Raw genomic sequence first — 1,277 nt, forward strand, 5'->3', positions numbered from 1 at the left:
TAATCAATACTTTTCTTCGATTGAAATTTTGAACATCCTTTTTATGGAATTCGTATTGTTCCTCCAGTAAAAACAATTCATTCAATAAGAAATTTTCAAAGGTAGATTGATCACCTCTAATTTGTAAATCAGTCGACATACCAACCAAAGCACTAAGAGTATTATACTCAAAATTAAAGAAAGGAGAATCGTTTCCATTATCTGAAACAGGAGAAGGGATTGGTAGAAACGACTCACATTTGAAAGTAGAGTTACAGCTCCGACATACAGCTCCGACATACAGGCACGAGATTATAAAGACTAAGTGAAAAAAGAGGGAACGCCGCCTTTGGATTAAGGTGATCCAAAAAATATAAGTTTAAGATTGATAGCCCCAACTATTTCATGATGATTATTTTTGATTTCATGACTTTTTAGCCACAATTAAAGCAGTTTTTGCTACTCTTTTTTCGTACTAAAAATAAAAAAATGGAGTGTGTTGATATGGCAAAATCAAAAAAATTAAATTTACGCGAAATGAAGAATATTGTTGGCGGTACCTACTATGGCAATGGTGTATCTTGTAACAAGAAAGGTTGTTCAGTTGACTGGGGCAAAGCTATCAGTATCATTGGAAATAATTCTGCAGCAAACTTAGCAACAGGTGGGGCTGCTGGTTGGAAGTCATAAGAATTGTTTTAAGGTACTAAAAAATTAGGTGGTGAGTTCATGTCTACAGTAAAATGGTTTTCTGGCGGTAATGAAAGGGGAGAACAAGCAGTAAATATTATCAACGTGTTACTTGATTACAAAGAACTTAGTCAAAATGATCAACTACGAAAAACTTTGCTCGAGTATAAATTTGAGCTGCAAAAAAAAGGATCATCTGTACCTTTTATTCTAAGCCGAATGAATCTAGATATATCCAAGGCTTTGCGAAATGATGGTGTTTATCTTAATGAAGAGCAAAAGAAATACTTAAAACAGTTAACTTCTTTGTCAAATATTCGATATGGTTATTAGTTCAAATATCTTTACCATTCTATTTTTGATAATGGAAAATTCATTTTTCCTGTTTGAACTAATAGGAGTTGTTTTTGCCTAAAAACCGTGACCTTAAATGAAAGTTGATATAAAATGCACCACTCTCAGGTATGGAACGAACTATCCATAATTCTGGGGGTGTATTTTATTGGATTTTTATCATTCCTTATCCTCTCCATTACTTAGAAAACATAGGCTTTGTCGAATTAAGATTCAAACAAATTGAAATCTTTCATTTTGCGACAATATCTAGC

Annotated in this window: 2 protein-coding genes; both read left to right on the plus strand. The window is 33.0% G+C overall.

The genetic code is table 11. The features are described 5' to 3' along the window. The first annotated feature begins 483 nt into the window (after positions 1–483). Positions 484–669 (plus strand): leucocin A/sakacin P family class II bacteriocin, encoded by a 186-nt coding sequence (locus tag A5875_RS17035; protein WP_088934803.1) that lies wholly within the window; start codon positions 484–486, stop codon positions 667–669. Positions 670–708: 39 nt separating this feature from the next. Next, positions 709–1,002, plus strand: a complete 294-nt coding sequence (locus A5875_RS17040; protein ID WP_088934804.1) for a bacteriocin immunity protein — start codon at positions 709–711, stop codon at positions 1,000–1,002. The last annotated feature ends 275 nt before the right edge of the window (positions 1,003–1,277 follow it).

It is taken from the genome of Enterococcus sp. 3H8_DIV0648 (assembly GCF_002140655.1).
GTDB lineage: Bacteria > Bacillota > Bacilli > Lactobacillales > Enterococcaceae > Enterococcus_A > Enterococcus_A hulanensis.